Below are 18180 nucleotides of genomic sequence, written 5' to 3'. Positions count from 1 at the left end.
ACTAAAAATACAGCTTTTAATTAAACCGTATTTATATTTATTTAATTTTTTACTTCAATAACTCTCTTCAGTTCATTACCATAATTATCTATTGCTGTTATTGTATGAATTCCACTTTTTGGCTTAATAGCTTGCTCATGATATTGCTCTGTTATCCCTATAAATTCTTTGTTTAAATACCAGTATACTTTTGCTTCTGCATTAGCATGTGTAAGCTTTAAAATTATAGGGTTTAACTTATTATTTTCTCCTCTTGTTAAAGATATTTTTGATGTGTATTTAGCAGGAAAAACAAAATCCATTGTATTACTTTCCAACTGGTTACAATCTGACCTATACTCAGGAAGCAACCTATAATCTGCATTATTCTGTTGATAATAGTATGCCATTAGTGGAGGTAACACAAACCATGATTTTGTTACCATATTTGAAATAGATTCACAGTTTGAATTCACTCTGAATTTTTCAGATACATCTACAGTTATTTCTTGATGGTATGAACATGATTTAGCCTTCATTGCACTTTTTTGAACTCTTTTTGTTACAGACGGACAAATTGACTTCGCTAAAAAACCACTTTTCTCACAAATAGCTGCTTCTATTAAATCTTCATAAGGTTCTAAAAACCAATTAGATTTTGGTAACACGTCAAAAACATTAAACATTAATGGAGCTGCACTACCAACTCCTGTAAGGTCTGGACGTCCTTCTCCATCTGAGTTTCCTATCCATACTCCTACTACATATTTTGGGGTTACGCCAACTGCCCAAGCATCTTTATTTCCAAAACTTGTTCCTGTTTTCCACGCTATTTTTTGAGAAGAATCGTAATATTTCCAAGCTTGATCTGTATAAGGTCTGTTTACCTCTATTAAAGTATTTAATGTTAAAAATGTAGATCCAGCATCTAAAGTTGTATAGTCTTTTTGAACTTTACCAAAATCTGGAGTTCCTTCAAACAAAAAACTTGGTTCTAAAAATTCATTTTGATAATAATTATGTTTTAATTCTTCATAGTGATTTACAATACCTGCATATCCTGCAAAGGTTTTACATAAATCCCATAAGCTAGCTTCCGCTCCTCCTAAAATTAATGAAAGCCCATAATAATCTGCTGATTTATTAATATCGTTGATATGGTATGCTTTTATATCTTCTCTAAATTTTTCCAATCCATATCGCTGTAACATACGTACTGAAGGTATGTTTAACGAACGTGTTAATGCTTCATTTGCTGGAACTGCCCCATCAAAAGTTAAGTTAAAGTTTTTAGGAGAATACCCTGCTATTTCTGTTGGTACATCTGCTACTAACTGACTGGGTAATAAGTCTCCCGACTGAAGCATTTGTGCATATAAAAATGGTTTTAAAGTACTTCCTGTACTTCTTGGAGCAATAATATTGTTTACATCTTTTTGATGTGCCTTATCTGTTGGAGAATTCCCTACATAAGATACTACCTTTCTTGTTTTAACATCTAACACCAACACAGCCATATTATATACTTCATTTTGTTTTTGACGGAAATAATGCTGCTTAACTAAATTATTTACTTGTTTTTGTAGATGAATATCTATAGAGCTTTTTACTCGTTGTCCTCTATACTGTTGAGTTACTTCTTGTACAAAATGAGGTGCTACTGTGGGTAACGGATATGGTTTTTGTGGTAATTCTTCTTCAATTGCTAAATCATACGTAATTTGATCAATAATTCCTTCCTCATGTAATTTTTGTAATAACCTGTTTCTTTTGATTTTTAATTTTTGTTGATTTTTTCCTGGATAAATCAATGATGGAGCATTTGGTAACACTGCTAAAGTAGCTGTTTCTGCCCATGATAATTGATATGGTTTTAAACCAAAATAACGCCACGATGCCATTTCCAATCCAACAACATTACCTCCATATGGTGCGTGCGAAGCATACAATTTTAAAATTTCTTTTTTGGAATGACGAAATTCTAATCGAGTAGCTAATACTAACTCTTGCAACTTTTCAAAATACGAACGCTCTTTATTTTTTCTTGATAATCGAATTACTTGCTGTGTTAGCGTACTTCCTCCTCTTACAACTCTTTTTGCTTTGATATTTTCTACCATTGCTTTTCCTATGGAAACAGGATTAAAACCAAAGTGCTTACAAAAATAAGCATCTTCAAATTGTAAAATACAATGTTCAAACTTTTTAGGAACGGAATCTAACTCAGGAAATCGCCACTGACCATCACTAGCAATAACAGCTCCTAACAATTCATTATTTTTTGCTGTTACGACTGTTGATGTTGGGTTATCGAATAGGTTTTTAGGTAGACAGAAATAGTAGAAAATGACTCCTATAAAAGTCAAGATTAATAATATTTTCTTTTTCTTAGTCTTAATCATCTTCCTTCTTTTAACAAAAAGCAAAGAAATATATATTTTGATACATTTCTTCGCTTTTTTATTATAAAAAAAATATAAAAATTATGATTTAGCTCATTTTTCCTATTCTATTAATAAATTAAAGACTCCTTTTTCTAAAAATTTTGTTTCTTTTTTAAGTTCTGAGTTTTTTAATTCTACATTCTTCTCAAACGTATTTCCAACCTCAACTTTTTTCTTTTTAAAATAATAGCCTTCATTTGATTTTTCATCTAAAATTAATCCAAACATTTCTCCTTCTATCTCAGCTACTGAAGTCTCTGGTAATGAATTAACTTTATTGCTATTCGTTTCTATTACAGCTTCTACAAACATACCTGACAAGAAATTTCTTTTTTGCTCTTCCTCAATATGTGCATGTACATCTACCGTTCTGTTTTCGTTAATACTTTTTCCTATTAAATGAACTTCTGCTTTGTATTTTTCTGATGATAGTTCTGGAACCCTAAAACTGATTTCTTGACCAACTTTTAATTTTAAAGCATCTTTTTCAAAAACAGAAAGCTCTAAATGCAAATGCTTATTATCTATAATTTCTAAAATTTCATCAGCAGGTGATATATACGAACCAGTAACTGTTTTGATTTTAGTAACATTTCCTGAAATAGGAGCATAAATACCCGTTACAGAAGTTATTGAACTACTATTTAATTTACTTGCAGATATATTAATCATTTGTAACTGTTTTTGTAAACTAACCAACGTAGTTTGTGCTACTTCAAAATCTCTCTTTGCCTTTAAATAATTTCTTTCTGATGTTATTTTTTCATCAAACAAAGTCTTTTGACGTTCGTATTCAGACTTTAAAAAAGTTATTTCTTGTTTTGTTTCTAAATACTGTTGTTGCATAGCTACAAATTCTTGATTTTCTATCGCTATCAAACGTTGTCCTTTTTTAACTTTATCACCAACTAATAAAGGAATGTTTTTTATAAATCCGCCCATTTTAGCAGTTACTACAACCTTATTTTTAGGCGGTACATCTATTTTTCCTACTACCTTAATTGTTGTTGGAAAATCTTGTTCTTCAACAGTAACTAATTTCATACTGTTTTTTTCCCATTGTTCATTCGTTATAAAAACTCTATCATCAGTAATTACTACTGAATCTTCAGTAGTACTTTCTGCTTCTTTTGATTTACATCCTATTAGAGTTACAAATAGAATACTATAAATTATATATTTCATCTTTATTTTTTTAATACGTTAAGTAGTTAATATCTATAACAATATTGTTGTACGATTCTATACTGTTTACATAAGCTAACTTTAGTTGATATGCATTTTCAACACTTTGTATGTATTGAAAAAAATCTATTTCACCATGTTTAAAACTCATGTTGGCTGTTTTCAGGATTTCATTCGCCAAAGGCATCCCTTCTTCTTGATAATAAGCTAATGATACTGTTTGTTCTTGTAACTTATTTTTAAGGTTTGTATAGTAGGTTTCTAACTGTTTTTGATAATTTAAAGTTTCATTTTCAGCAATTTCTTTTGCTATTTTTGATTGCTTTATTTTAGAAGATTCTCCACTAAATAATAATGGAATTTTAATTCCTACTTGATATCCATAAAAGTCTTTAGCTATATATTTATTACTTCCTCTAAAGACTTCTAAAGATAAGTCTGGTAACAATTGTTGTTTTTGTTGTGACAATTGTCTTTTTGCTAACTGCTCTCTTTCATAATAACCCTGAAGTTCAATAATTTTATTTAGATTAATGCTTTGTACTTGCATTGGTTGAATAATAGTTTCTTTTTCTACTACCAAACTATCTTTCACCTGAACTAGCGCTTTAATTTTTTGATAAGCTATGCGGGAAGCAACTACTGTGTTTCGATAATCGTTTTTTACTTGTTTCTGTTTTGCTTTTGCAGTTATTTTTTCTAAATAATTAGTTTCTCCTAATTCAAAACGTCGTTTTGCTGCGTATGAAAACTTATTATACAAACTATCTAAACTCTTATAAATGTTCTCTTGTGCTTTTGTGTATTGATACATATAATACGCATTTACAACCGATTTCATCAATTTCTTTTTGGCTGTTTCATATTGATTATGTTCTATATTATAAGCGGACTTTTGTACTCTTTTATTTGCTCCGTAAACAGTTGGAAATGCAAAGGTTTGTTGAACACCAAAAATGTCTAAAGGATGATCTGCTACTGTATTGTTTTCATCTCGACTATAATAAACTTCTGTTTTATCAAAAGTATAAGCTGAAGTAATAGCTGCTTTAGCTTTTTCTACCTTTAATTGTTGAGCTTGCAAGCCTTTATTATTTTCAACAGCTAAGTTTATTAAGTTTTGTAAATTTTGAGAAGGTTCTTGTCCTTGAACAGTACACACTCCCATAAAAAGTATGACTCCTAAACTCGCTACCTTTTTATTAATTTTTAATTTCTTCGGGTTATCAAAAATTGTATACAATACAGGCAACACTACCAATGTTAAAATTGTAGAAGTTACTAAACCTCCTATAACTACTGTTGCTAAAGGACGTTGTACCTCAGCCCCTGCATTCGTTGATATCGCCATAGGTAAAAAACCTAATGCTGCTGCCGATGCTGTTAGCAATACTGCTCTTAACCTATCTGCTGCTCCTTGTTTTACCAATTCTTCAATAGTAGAAAACCCTTTGCTTTTTAATTCTTTAAAGTGCTCTATTAATACAATTCCGTTGAGTACTGCAATTCCAAAAAGAGCAATAAAACCAACTCCTGCCGATATACTAAAAGGTAAATCACGCATCCATAATAATAATACTCCTCCAATAGCTGCAAACGGTATCGCTGAATAAATAATCAACGCTTCTTTTACTGACTTAAAAGCAAAATATAACATAATGAATATTAATATTAACGCTACAGGAACAGCTATCATTAAGCGTTTAGAAGCACTTTGTAAGTTCTCAAACTGTCCTCCGTATGTAATTGTATATCCTGTTGGTAGTTTTACATTTTTGTTTATCAATTGTTGAACATCATCTACTACAGATTGTAAATCTCTGTTACGAACGTTGATTCCTACTACTAATCTACGTTTAGTATCATCTCTAGAGATTTTTGCAGCCCCTTTTTGATAGGTAATGGTTGCTAATTCATCTAACGGTACTTTTCCACCATTAGGTAAATCTATATACAACTCTTTTAAATCACTAATATCTGTACGGTTAGTTTTATCTAACCTCACCACTAAATCGAAGCGTTTTTCACCTTCAAAAACATTTCCTGCAGCTTTTCCAGCAAATGCCATAGATACCATTTCATTAACTTCTTTTATGTTAAGACCGTATCTGGCAATTTTAGCTCTGTTGTAAGCAACATTCATTTGAGGTAAACCTTCAATTTTTTCAACAATAATATCTGAGGCTCCCTCCACATTTTCTACTAGCTTTTTTATTTCATTTCCTTTTTGAGCTAAAACTGATAGGTCTTCTCCAAAAATCTTGATTGCAATATCGGCTCTAACCCCAGTAATCAACTCATTGAAACGCATTTCAATTGGTTGTGTAAACTCTACTTCCATTCCTGGAATTACCGCTAGCGCTTCTTTAAACTTATCTGCCAATTCATCTTTACTTTCAGCAGAAGTCCATTCACCTTTAGGTCGTAATGTAATCATTACATCACTTTCTTCCATACTCATAGGATCTGTTGGTACTTCAGCAGCACCAATACGAGATACTACTTGTTTCACTTCAGGAAAGTTATCTTTTAAAATCTTTTCAATTTTTGTAGTTGTCTCAATTGTATTACTTAGCGTTGTTCCTGTTTTTAAAACGGGTTGAATTACAAAATCTCCTTCATCTAATGTAGGAACAAACTCTCCTCCCATTCTAGTATAAATAATAACAGTGAGTAATAACATAGATGATGCGATTCCTAATACCACCTTTTTACGATGCAATACCCAATTGATTAATGGTGCATACCATTCGTTCAGTTTTTTAATAAGCCTTACTGAAATATTTTTATCTGTAATGTTTGAAGGTTTTAAAAATATAGATGCCATCACAGGAACATAGGTTAAACACAGTAAAATAGCCCCTATTAGTGCAAAACTGAATACCAAAGCCATAGGCTTAAACATTTTCCCTTCAACACCACTTAAAGATAAAATTGGTATAAAAACAATGAGAATTATTAATTGTCCAAATACTGCTGAACTCATCATTTTTGAAGCTCCTTCATTACTTACGGAGTCTTTAACTTGTTGTTGATCTTTTTTGTTTAATGTAACGAAGGTGTCTTTTTGCTGGGTGATTTTAAAAGTAATATATTCAACAATAATTACAGCTCCATCTATTATAATTCCGAAATCTATAGCTCCTAAGCTCATCAAGTTTGCATCAATCCCAAAAATGTACATTAACGATAAGGCAAATAAGAGACATAAAGGAATTACAGATGCTACTACCAACCCCGAGCGAATGTTTCCTAATAAAAGAACTACTACAAAAATTACAATTAAACATCCTAGTACTAGGTTTTCGGTAATTGTAAATGTGGTTTTTCCTATAAGTTCACTTCGTTCTAAAAATGCATTAATGAATACTCCTTCAGGTAATGATTTTTCAATGCTTGCTACTCTTTCTTTTACCGATTCAATTACATCTTTTGAACTAGCGTCTTTCAACATCATTACTTGTCCTAGCACTTTTTCTCCTTCCCCATTTGCGGTTATGGCTCCGAATCGTGTAGCACTTCCATAGCCTACTGTTGCAACATCTTTAACATAAATAGGCATTCCTTCTTTATTTGTTACAACAATATCTTTTATGTCTTCAAGCGTTTTAGCTAATCCTTCTCCTCTTATAAAGTAAGATTGATTTACTTTTTCTATATATCCTCCTCCTGCAACACTATTGTTATTTTCTAATGCTGTAAATACTTCTTTTGCTGAAATATTCATCGCATTTAGTTTTTGAGTATTAATAGCTACTTCATATTGTTTTAAATAGCCTCCCCAAGTATTAACCTCAACAACTCCTGGAATACCTGATAATTGCCTCTTTACTACCCAATCTTGAATAGTTCGTAAATCTGTTGTACTGTAACGGCCTTTAAACTCTGGCTTTACATCTAATATATATTGATATACTTCTCCTAGTCCTGTAGTGATAGGCCCCATTTCTGGTGAACCAAATCCTTCTGGTATCTTTTCTGAAGCGGTTTTAATTTTTTCGGCTATTAACTGCCTTGGTAAATAAGTTCCCATAGATTCTTCAAAAACTATGGTTACTACAGATAAACCGAATTTTGAAACAGATCTTATTTCTTTTACCCCTGGTAGATTTGCCATTTCTAGCTCTACAGGATAAGTTATAAACTGTTCTATATCTTGTGTTGAAAGGTTTCGTGATGTGGTGATTACTTGTACCTGATTATTTGTTACATCTGGTACAGCCCCTATTGGGAGTTGTGATAACGAATAAATTCCAAAGCCTACAATAAAACTTGTAAATAATAGGACTATAAATTTATTTTTTATAGTGAATTGTATAATTTTTGATAACATAATTCATCATTTAAATAATTACATGTTTTATATCGATTTATCAAGAAGTAAATCGATAATTTTAATTACTAACTGTATGTGAATTATATATACCTAGGCGGTTGAAATACCCCTAATGCGTCTGGTGAGTTATAAAAATTTTGATGATAAAATATTTGCTTTCTTTCAATGAAAGCTAATGTAGAGGGTAAAGAAACCTCTGTATTTTCGAATGTAATTGTGTGAAAGTCTACTAAATGATAATCAAATTGAAAAGGAAGTTTCTCATGTTCTTCTTTTTCTTCTTGATGCTTTTCTGAGTGAGTTACTTTTAATTCTCCATAGTGTTTAGATAAGAAAGTAACAAAACTATCGCTGTATGCTTCTTTATGAAACTGCGCATGCTCTATTAATTTATCTAAGTTTAAAATATTATTACATGTAATATTTAAACTTTGAAAAAGCATTACTATAGATAATATTATGGATGATGTTCTCACTTGTTTACAAAGATACTTTTTTAGCTCACTTTTTTACATTTAAATATTCTTAATATTATGTTAACAACAAAAAATCACCACTGTTTCGTGGTGATTCTCTATCTTTTTTATATTTTTTTTAATATTTTTCTTTTTTAAGAAACACAATCAGCATGAACATCACTACAAGCCTGATATTCGGGTGGTAAAGCCCAAAATTCTTCACACTGTGTTTCATCAAAAACTAATCCACATTCATAATTTCCTCCTCCACCTAAAATAGATTTTTGTTCTTTGTTTGTTAAAGCTTTTCCTGTTTTTAAAAACTCTTTTTTCATGATAATAATAAGATTTAAAAATATAATTAAACCCTTGAACTTTTAAAGACACTCAAGGCTTGTGTCCATTCTTCGCGAAAGAATATTGTTATTAAACTATTTATTTTACTACTTTAATCCATTCACCTTTTGTACGAGCTATGTAGTCATTATCATACATAGCTTCTACTTGTACACCTGGCAAATAATATTCACCTAAATACGACGCATTTAACAATACTCGGAATGTTTTTGTTTCGTATTTTTTCAACATAAAGTAGTTACTAATACTTGCATCTCGTATATCTGTATAATCTACTTTTGAAGACGTTGTATTGTTACCAAAATCTGTGAAACGAGTATTTATAATTTCCCACCCTGAAGGAATATATTGCGTTAATGCTACATTTTCAATGGTTTCACTCGTTGGATTCTTTACTGTAACTTCAGCTACAAAATTGGTTCCTTGTGACAAGTTATCTGGAGTAACACGAACTCCATCTTTTGTTTTGTATGTAATAGAGGTTTCTAAATTCTTTTGGAATACTTTTTCTTCACCAACTGGCAAAATTCCTTTGTTTAGTATACGTACATATAAAACACCATTGTTTTTGTTTGTTATTTTTAATGAGTTCTCTTTTTGAATAACTATTAAATCTTTTGCTAACAACGATTTTGAAGTACTTGCTTCTCCTGAAGCCTTATTTAAAATATAGCTAGCACTAATTCCATTACTACCTCCATTTTTCAGAGCATATTGGCTCATTGCTAATAAACTGTAAGCTGTTGTTTGCGTACTCATCCAGCGTTCACTCGATAGGTTTTCGGCAATTTCTTTTGCTAATTTTATTGACTTCGTTTCATCATCCAGTAACATATAGGTTTCTAACGACATTGCTTTGTTTCTGGTTTCTGAACCATAGTTTGAATAATATCGTTTTGTATAGGTATAACCGGTTATTCCTTTTAAAATGGATTTTGCTATAGCCTTTTTACCTATTAAAGCATACGCACTAGCTAATCTCATTTTTGCTTCATCTGAAACTCCCATTGATTCACGTAAACGGTTCATTGAAGCTAAATCAGGACTATTCGCTAAACTTAACGTGTATAATCTATATGCTTGTGAAAGTGAATTATTGTAATAACGTGAGCTATTTCTCCAATTACGTGCTTGTTGTTTTTGATACCCTACCCATTTTGATTTGAAACCTATAGGCAACACATATCCTTTCTTTTCAGCTTCAATCATAAAATGACCTGCATAAGATGTTCCCCAGCTATCTGCGTTACTATTTCCTTGCCAATATGAAAGTCCTCCATTAGACAATTGAAAATCTGATAATCGTTGAATTGTTGCTTTAATATTTCTTTCCGTAGAAGCTATTTTTTCTTTCGGTAATTCAAATATTTCTGGTAAAAACAATTGTGGAAATGCACTTGATGTAGTTTGCTCTACACAACCATGTGGATAACGAATTAAATACCCCAAACGTTTGGTAAAGTTCATTGGAGGCAATGTCGATAATTCTATTGTAGCCGCGTTAGTTCCTTTTGTACCAAAACTTGTAAAATTGATTTCCCCTTCTTCATTCGATTTTAATACTATGTCTTTTACCTCAGTAGTTACTGGATTTGGATTCAACACATCTATTTCTACTTCGTAAGATGCTTTTTCACTTCCTGAACTTGCATCTATTTTTACTTTACCAATTCCTTTGAAATCGTTTACTTTTAACGTGAAATACGCCATTTTTTCATCTGGCTGATCAAACGAAACTGGCTGTGTTTTATCTCCTACAATTGTGTATGCCTCGTTTGGCTGCACTGTTACTTTTACATTTTTGATATTTGATTTCATTGCAAAAACAGTAACTGGTAAGGTAACAGTTTCTTGTGGTGTTATTTTACGAGGCAATGATGCTAAAATCATTACTGGCTTACGTACAAAAGCTGTTTTCTCGTCACTACCATATGCATCTTTTTTAGTATCAGTAGCTACTACCATTGCACGAACAGATCCTACATACTTTGGAATTTTAACCTTGTGTTCCTTAATATCTCCCATTTCTAAATCGAAAGGACCTAAATAGGTAACCATTGGTTTAAATCGGTTGGCTTTTCTGTTTTTACTTCCTGCTTCTGCTTCATCACCCCCAATACTTAATATTTGATTTACTTTTCCGCCATAAGCCCCTATAACATCGTCAAATATATCCCAAGTTTTTACACCTAAAGACTGGCGTGCATAGAATACTCCCCAAGGGTTTGGAGTCTTAAATCGTGTTAGGTCTAATAAACCTTCATCTACTAATGCAATCGTATAAGTCATTGGTCTACCTTTTTCTTCTTTCACTCGAATAGTTGCGGTAGATTCTGGTCGTAACTCGTCTGCTAACTGAATTTTTGGTTCCAATTTGGTTGCAGGATTATTCACTAACATAGGAATTGAACCATACATACGAATTGGTAAATCATTTACTGTTTGACTGTGTTTTTGTAGTAACGAAATATTTACAAACACATTTGGTGTATAACTCGCTTTTACTGGAAAACTAAACGTTGTTTGTTGTGCTTGTGTTGGCACCCAAAAATGATCTAATACTTCTGTTCCGTTTTCTATTGTTATAAACGCTTTTCCTCCTTCTGAAGAAGGAAACTTAACTGTTGCTTTTTCATCTACTTCATACGATTCTTTATCGGTTGTAAATATCAACATAGTAGCGTTGCTTTTATCTTGGTTTCCTTTTTTCTTAGCATACCAAGAAGGCCAATCAAAATACACTACATTTGAGGTAACATGCTTACTTTTTGAATCTTTTACTTTTATTAAATAACGCCCCCAATCGTTTTCATCAACCTTTAATTTAAAGGTTCCTTTACCGTTTGTGTTTGTTGTTACTTTTAGTTTTTTATAAGGTTCATGATAACGTGTACCGTCATAACTAGACAAACCGTTATCTGAAGTACTCCACCACCAACGCCATGATAGTTTATATACGTTTACTTCTAAACTATTTGTTACTCCTGCCCCTTCTTCATTTACTGAAGCTACATTAAATGTATATTCTTCATCTGTAAATAAATAGTTTTTAGATTGTGGCTCTTCAGCATCTTCCAATCCTACATATGAAGTATACGGTGACACTTTGTTAGAAAATACATCAGTACTAAAATCTCCTCCATTTTCATACACCTTTGTAATAAAACTAGCTCTTAACATTCCTGGAGCTTTGCTATTCAATTTAGGTTTTACTGAAAACTTTGTAGTTCCATCATTACTTAAATTTCCTTTTAGTACTTTAAACTCTTCTGTTCCAAATCGACGAGTTACATCATCAAAATTATAGTTTTTAAATTTTGGGAATTCAGTGTTAGTTTGTGAGAATTTTCCGTTGATATCTAACTTTAAACCTCTTGCTATTGCTCCATGTAACCATTTTACCTCTACATTTCCTGTAATAGTTGAGTTTGCTTTAATAAATTCAGAATCTGTAGCTAGTTTAATTTTTAATCGATTAGGTTTTATGGTTTCAACTTTTAATGTTTTGTTGAAAACAGCTCCTCCAACACTTACACGTACTTTCCAATTACCAGTAATAGCTTCTGGATTTGTTACTGGAGCGTATGCATATACATTATTTGATTTTTTTGGAAGTATTTTTCTATCGATTATCTTTCCTCTTGGATTAATTAATTCGAATTTTATTGGGTGTTCCTCTGGAATTGGATTCGCATTATCATTTAAAACAAAAGTTAAGAATATTTGATCTCCTGGTCGCCAAACTCCTCGTTCTCCATAGATATATCCTTTAATTCCTTCTTGCAATTTTACCCCAGAAACATCAAACTTACTCATTGAAAGTGCTTCACCATCTTTCAATTTTACATAAGTTGTATTGTTGTTTTTAGTAACTACTGCAAAAAAGGCATTTGTAACATCAGAAAAAGAAACAACTCCTTCTTTATTAGTTGTAGCTGAAGCTACTTCTTGTTTTTGTAAGTTGTGTAAACTTACTTTAGCTCCTTCAATAACATTTGTAGTAAGTATATCTGTAACTGCTACTACTATTTTATTATTATTTCCCTTTTTTACTATAACTCCAATATTGGTAGCTAAAATGTTTGTGCTAATATTTTTGTTATAATAATATGAAGTTGTACAAGGGTTTTCTCTATCTCTCCAACTATAATCATAATAGTAATCATCATAATAATTAGGACTATCATAACTTTTAGTGTCTATTTCTTTTTTTCCGAAAACTATAGTTTTGGTTGAAGCACCTTCAGCACATTTATAATTTGAATAGTCTTTGTTAAAAGAAAACTCAACTCTATACATTGCTCCATTCTCCACTTTTACTATTTCAGCTAAATCAATAGCAAAAGCATTTTCTTTACTTAAATCTAACCCTTGATTACCTAGGTTTACCGTGTATTTTGCTACTGGACGTCCTACATAACGTAAATTTCCTTGATTACTTAAATCATTATATTGTAAAAATTGTAGTACATTTTCTTTATAAACTTTATAAACAGTTGCATCAACTGCTTTTAGGTTTACTGCACTAAAGTTAATTTTTAAGTTATTAGAATTTGGAAGTATAGATCCGCTTTTTATAAACTTTACAGCAGGCTTTAATTCTTCAAAATACACTGTTTTAATCGTATTTTCTTTCAAAGTATAACCATCAGCACTCTTAATTCCTTTGAATATTTCTATATCAACTTTTTGCGTAAATGATGATTTAGGATATACAGTTACTTTATTACTATTTACTTTATAAGTGAAAGCTCTTTTTTGGGTATTTAAAAACTGAATTAATCCTTTTAAGTTTTGTGATTTTTGTAATGGGTCTGAAAAGTTTATTTCAATATATTGCTTATCTGTATCAACAACTTCTACACTTAATACTTTAAAGTTATTTTTTCCTGTTATAGTTACTTCTCTGCTTCCTTTAGATTCTGATTGAACCGGAGCTCCTGTCCATTCTACCTTTAACTGCTTATCATCGTCAAAACGTTGTATACTATCTATTTTAAAATAAACTTTTGAACTTACTTTTCCTACGGTACTGAACTTTATAGGCTTAGCTTTTCCATTATAAGTAGCTTTTACTAAAGATGATACTTTATCAGTTTCAATAATATCACTAGCTGTCAATTCTCCCTCAACTGCATATAAATTTTTATTGTATACACTTGGAGACTGTAGGGAAACATTAAATAATAATTCTTTCGTTTTTACATTAACGGTAAAACTCTCTAAGTTCTCATCAATATCTTCATATAACTTTGATAAATGAAGTGTTATTGAGTATTCTTGATTACTTTTTAATTTTTCAGCAGGTACAAAAACCAACTCATTATCGTTTAAAACTACTTCTCCTTTTATCGCTGGTTTGGTAGTAATAACTTCTGTAGCCTCGAAATTTGTGGTTACCTTCTTTTTTAATACAAATTTTAAGTTTGGAGTTACCGATATTAGTTTATCTGGGAAAACACTAATATACTCTCCAAACTCATTAACATTACTTTCTGCAGTAACTGTTTTTTTACACGAATTGACACTAATCATTAAAAAGATTAGTGCAAAAACGCCAATAATTTTTTTCATTTTTTTTAGTAGCTGTAATTTCATTTTCTTAGAAGTTTTATCTTTCTCTATTTTATCTAAAACTACTGAAAAATATTTTTAAAAGATTGTCCTATTTAGAATTTGTAGTAATTCATTTAGTATTCGTAATTCGAATTAATATTTTTAAGCAATTTTCTTAAGAGATTTTTTGGTGGCAAATTTACCATTTTTAAGCTATTTATTATGCAATTAGCGCTTATATTTTTTACTTTTACAACCTCAATTACATATTATGCTTGGATTACAATTTGACACAGAAACCTCATGGGTTGAAGTCGCTAAGAATGGATTAGAACAGTTATTAACCGATCATGCTTTTGCTGAACAAAAAGCTGCTTCAAATGCTGTGTCAATTATTATTAATTACTCTGAAGAAACTGAACTTGTTAAGGACATGAGTGATATCGCCATTGAAGAAATGGAGCATTTTAGAATGGTACATAACATAATGATAGAACGAGGTATGGTTTTAGGACAAGCTACTAAAAGTGACTATGCTTTAAAATTGCAAAAATTCTTCCCACATACCAAAAATAGAAACGAAGCTTTAATTCATCGACTTTTGGTTGCTGCCTTAATAGAAGCACGTAGCTGTGAGCGTTTTAAAGTTTTTGCTGATAATATGGAAGATGAACAATTATCTAAATTTTATTTAGATTTAATGGTTTCTGAAGCAAATCACTACACTTTATTTTTAGGGTATGCTCGTAAGTATATGGATCGTGAAATAGTTGATAAAAAATGGGAAGATTTATTAGCTTTCGAAGCCGAAATGATGCGAGAAAGAGGTAAAACTGCAAAAGTTCACGGATAGTGTTTAGTAAAGAAGAATCTGCTCGGTTACGTAAAGAGTTTTGGACCAGTTTTGGGAAGTCTTTTCCAAGAAAATGGTTGTTATACAACACCAAAATAAAAGGATTTGCCTTTAAATTTCAGGCGGACAGAAAAAAAGCTTCTGTTTGTTTAGATTTTGAACATCCTGAAGAAATAGCCAATGAATTACTTTATGATCAACTCATTTCTTTAAAAAAAATATTGGAAAGTGAGTATTTACCTGAAGTTATATTTGATGATAACTTTGAGCTAGATAATCGTAAGATTATTCGTAGAATTTATGTCCCTTTTGATAAGAAATTTAGTATTCACAATAAGAATACATGGCGAGATTGTTATGAGTTTTATGTTGAAACTATGACACAGTTTGAACTGTTTTTTTATGAGTATGAAGACTTTATAAAACAGGCTCTCTAATCACAGGAAAAAGCCCCTTTTTACCTCAAAAACATACAATTAACTTGTTTTGCATTAAGTTTTCGTTATATATTTACAACGTTTTTGATTAACCCCTTAACCCCTATAATCATGAATAACTACCCCCTCAGGTTATTGGTGCTATTTTTTGCACTAATAATAACATCTTGTTCTTCTAATGAAGCCGAGATAATTGACAGTACCCCAGAAATGTCAGCTAACGTCAGTGAAAAACCGATTGAAGCAGACATCTTAGACCTAATTAACACTTATAGAGTTAATAATGGCTTTTCTTCACTAAGCAAGTTACAAACTATTAAGTCTCAAACAAGCAATCATACTAATTACATGATTGAGAAAGACGAGGTTTCACACGACTTTTTTTACCAACGTAAAGAGTATTTAGCTGAAAATGCTGATGCTATTAAGGTAGGTGAAAATGTAGCTTATGGCTACTCTACTGCTGAAGCTGTAGTTAATGCTTGGATTAAAAGCGACGGGCATAAAGAAAATATTGAAGGTGATTATACTCACTTTGATGTTACTGCTGAAAAAAGCGCTAACGGCAAGTGGTATTACACCAATATTTTTGTTAAAAAATAATGATGTAAAATAAAACCCCAATCCAATATGCGCATTGAATCGGGGCTAAAGAAAACTACTCTACGGGAGACTAATTACTTATTTTACTATTTATAATCGTTGGTGATTATAAATTTTGATCGTCGGTTTTCTTGATGTTCCTCTTCTGTACAAGGAACTCCATTAGAACATTTATTTACTAATTGCTTTTCTCCATAACCAATAGCACTTTCTATTCTATTGGTAGCTATATCTCTTGAGAAAATATAATCTCTAGTAGATTTGGCTCTCTTATCTGATAAAATTTCATTATACCTATCACTTCCCCTACTATCAGTATGGGCTTCAATTTTAATAATCATTTTTGGATGATTTTTTAACACACGTACAATATGTTCTAACTCATAGGCTGCATCTGGTCGAATATTCCACTTATCAAAATCAAAAAATATTGGGTCTATTACTATTTCATTACCTATAATTAACGGTGTTAAATACAAATCGTGCTCTATTTCTCTTCCTCTTACATCTGTAGTTTCAATATTATTTACAAAATCATCTTTATGATCTAACTTGGTTCCCCTTAATGAAAATTTCTTCTCACATTCAACTTCAAAAACATAAGTTGCATCTTCTTGTGTTACAAATCTTTTTATAACTTTTCCTTCTGAATCTATAAGTTCTACTAAAGTATTAGGTAAAATTTCTTTTGTTCTTTTATCAAAAGTTCTTCCCTTAATGAATTGTTTACATTTTAGTGTTTTAAACTTATAAATATCATCTTCTCCTTTTCCTCCTGGTCTGTTTGAAGATAAATATCCTGATTTTCCATCTTCATTATAAAAGAAAGCAAAATCATCATACCCACTATTAAATGGAGCCCCTATGTTTATTACTTCAGATGAATTATTTTTTAATAAATCTGTTTTATAAATATCTAACAATCCCAAATTTGCATAACCATCTGAAGAGAAATAAAGGGTATAATCTTTAGCTACAAAAGGAAACATCTCTCTTCCACTTGTATTTACTTTATCTCCCAAATTTATTGGCTTTCCATACTTTCCGTTGGGTAGAATAGCTACTTTATAAATATCAGTTAAGCCATAACTATCTGGTCTATCAGATGTAAAATACAACGTCTTTTCATCTGGGCTTAATGCTGGGTGTCCGCTAGAATATATTTTATCATTAAATGGTAAATCTTCAATATTATCCCATTGACCATTAACTAAAGTCGCTTTAAATATTTTTAAATGTGAAGTACCTTTTTTATCATACTCTAACTCATCTTTATCGTTTAAATTATTTCTTGTAAAATATAGTGTTTTTCCATCTTTGGTTAAAGCAACACTAGACTCATGAAAACCTGTATTTATTTTAGAAGAAACTATAGGTATAATGCTTTCTATAACATCTTCTCCCTCTTTTTTAGTGATTTTGGCTTGATATAAATCTAAATACGGTTGATTATTCCATTCATAAATTTCACCTTTTTCATGTCTCGCTGAAGCAAAGTATAATTTTTGATCTCGAGCGTACATACCAAATTCTGAATTTTTAGTATTAATATCTAAGTTTGCCACTACAACAGAATCTTTATTTAGCGTTTTTAACTTATCATAATCTACATTTCCTATTTTTGATACTGCATCTGGAATTTTTTTCAACCATTCATCTGCTTTATCATATTTACCAATACTTCTAAGCGATTGTACATATTTGTATATAGCTTCATCGCTTAAACCTTCTTTTCTATTAGAAGCCACACCATACCAATAAGCTGCTTGTTCTGAATTCGAATTGTTATAATAACAATCTGCTAGCTTTGTTACCATATCTACTCCATCATCACCGTTATCTATTGCTTTTTTATAAAACTCGGCAGCTTTCATATATGAATATTCTTTATAGAATTTATCTGCTACTTTTCTTTGAGAAAATGCAAAACATGATAAAAAAAGTAATATAAGTGTTAGTTTTGTTTTCATAA

The 18180-nt window shown here is 30.9% G+C and carries 10 protein-coding genes; 3 read left to right on the top strand and 7 right to left on the bottom strand.

Annotated features, from left to right (window positions below):
• Positions 1 to 41: 41 nt before the first annotated feature.
• The 6 genes from pbpC to VCM48_RS01200 all read right to left on the bottom strand — a co-directional run bounded on the left by pbpC (position 42) and on the right by VCM48_RS01200 (position 14333).
• Positions 42 to 2381: a penicillin-binding protein 1C gene (gene pbpC / locus VCM48_RS01225; protein ID WP_482271315.1), complete on the bottom strand. Its 2340-nt coding sequence runs from the start codon at positions 2379 to 2381 to the stop codon at positions 42 to 44.
• A 102-nt stretch (positions 2382 to 2483) separates the two neighbouring features.
• The gene (locus VCM48_RS01220) at positions 2484 to 3608 is read right to left on the bottom strand and encodes an efflux RND transporter periplasmic adaptor subunit (RefSeq protein WP_482271314.1); all 1125 of its coding nucleotides are present in this window, start codon (positions 3606 to 3608) and stop codon (positions 2484 to 2486) included.
• 10 nt (positions 3609 to 3618) lie between these two features.
• Positions 3619 to 7941, bottom strand: coding sequence for a CusA/CzcA family heavy metal efflux RND transporter (locus VCM48_RS01215; RefSeq protein WP_482271313.1), 4323 nt, complete (start codon positions 7939 to 7941; stop codon positions 3619 to 3621).
• An 83-nt stretch (positions 7942 to 8024) separates the two neighbouring features.
• A complete protein-coding gene (locus tag VCM48_RS01210) occupies positions 8025 to 8420 on the bottom strand; it encodes a hypothetical protein (RefSeq protein ID WP_274641390.1) in 396 nt (131 codons plus the stop codon).
• A gap of 134 nt (positions 8421 to 8554) precedes the next feature.
• Entirely contained in the window at positions 8555 to 8737 is a 183-nt protein-coding gene (locus VCM48_RS01205; protein WP_274641389.1) for a hypothetical protein, read from the bottom strand.
• Positions 8738 to 8837: 100 nt separating this feature from the next.
• Complete coding sequence (locus tag VCM48_RS01200; protein ID WP_482271312.1) at positions 8838 to 14333, bottom strand: alpha-2-macroglobulin family protein; 5496 nt, start codon at positions 14331 to 14333, stop codon at positions 8838 to 8840.
• A 253-nt stretch (positions 14334 to 14586) separates the two neighbouring features.
• Here VCM48_RS01200 and VCM48_RS01195 point away from each other — a divergent pair, with 253 nt between their 5' ends.
• From VCM48_RS01195 to VCM48_RS01185, 3 genes are all read left to right on the top strand, one after another.
• A complete protein-coding gene (locus VCM48_RS01195) occupies positions 14587 to 15168 on the top strand; it encodes a MiaE family protein (protein ID WP_482271311.1) in 582 nt (193 codons plus the stop codon).
• Positions 15168 to 15605: a DUF4268 domain-containing protein gene (locus VCM48_RS01190; protein ID WP_482271310.1), complete on the top strand. Its 438-nt coding sequence runs from the start codon at positions 15168 to 15170 to the stop codon at positions 15603 to 15605. The genes VCM48_RS01195 and VCM48_RS01190 overlap by 1 nt, the downstream gene beginning before the upstream one ends.
• Positions 15606 to 15815: 210 nt before the next feature.
• Complete coding sequence (locus tag VCM48_RS01185) at positions 15816 to 16208, top strand: CAP domain-containing protein (protein ID WP_440121380.1); 393 nt, start codon at positions 15816 to 15818, stop codon at positions 16206 to 16208.
• An 86-nt stretch (positions 16209 to 16294) separates the two neighbouring features.
• Here VCM48_RS01185 and VCM48_RS01180 read toward each other — a convergent pair whose 3' ends face one another.
• Positions 16295 to 18178, bottom strand: a complete 1884-nt coding sequence (locus VCM48_RS01180; protein WP_482271309.1) for an OmpA family protein — start codon at positions 18176 to 18178, stop codon at positions 16295 to 16297.
• Positions 18179 to 18180 lie beyond the last annotated feature (2 nt).

It is taken from the genome of Tenacibaculum sp. DPLXC6 (genome assembly GCF_056815515.1).
This window is presented reverse-complemented; position numbering and strand designations above follow the sequence as displayed.

Excerpts from the sequence above, each read along its gene's own strand:
- VCM48_RS01220 (WP_482271314.1), bottom strand. The coding sequence starts at position 3,608 with ATGAAATATATAATTTATAGTATTCTATTTGTAACTCTAATAGGATGT.
- VCM48_RS01215 (WP_482271313.1), bottom strand. The coding sequence starts at position 7,941 with ATGTTATCAAAAATTATACAATTCACTATAAAAAATAAATTTATAGTC.
- VCM48_RS01205 (WP_274641389.1), bottom strand. The coding sequence starts at position 8,737 with ATGAAAAAAGAGTTTTTAAAAACAGGAAAAGCTTTAACAAACAAAGAA.
- VCM48_RS01200 (WP_482271312.1), bottom strand. The coding sequence starts at position 14,333 with ATGAAAAAAATTATTGGCGTTTTTGCACTAATCTTTTTAATGATTAGT.
- VCM48_RS01185 (WP_440121380.1), top strand. The coding sequence starts at position 15,816 with ATGTCAGCTAACGTCAGTGAAAAACCGATTGAAGCAGACATCTTAGAC.
- pbpC (WP_482271315.1), bottom strand. The coding sequence starts at position 2,381 with ATGATTAAGACTAAGAAAAAGAAAATATTATTAATCTTGACTTTTATA.
- VCM48_RS01195 (WP_482271311.1), top strand. The coding sequence starts at position 14,587 with ATGCTTGGATTACAATTTGACACAGAAACCTCATGGGTTGAAGTCGCT.
- VCM48_RS01180 (WP_482271309.1), bottom strand. The coding sequence starts at position 18,178 with ATGAAAACAAAACTAACACTTATATTACTTTTTTTATCATGTTTTGCA.